Source organism: Bradyrhizobium sp. Ses1 (genome assembly GCF_059512365.1).
Genome location: NZ_JCAMOQ010000264.1, coordinates 1 through 250, shown reverse-complemented (window position 1 = coordinate 250; position 250 = coordinate 1). Strand labels below are relative to the sequence as shown.

1 pseudogene is annotated in these 250 nt (G+C 54.8%); it reads left to right on the top strand.

The annotated features are described in order from the left end of the window. Nucleotides 1-237: pseudogene (locus AC5ZG5_RS46610) on the top strand (IS630 family transposase); the annotation flags it as partial. Nucleotides 238-250: the final 13 nt, after the last annotated feature.

The window sequence follows — 250 nt, the reverse complement described above, 5'->3', positions numbered from 1 at the left end:
AACGTGGAATTTCATTTCACGCCGACAAGTGCGTCCTGGCTCAATCAGGTCGAGGTATGGTTCTCGATCTTGCAGGGGCAGTCGCTCAGCGGCACTTCCTTCACAAGCCTCAAGCAGCTTCAGGATCACATCGATGCCTACGTCAACGCATACAACGACAGAGCCGAGCCCTTCGTCTGGACCAAGAAAAAGGTCCGTCAACGCCGCTTCAAAGGCCGCCGTATCACTCAGCTCTGATTCCGGGTACTAG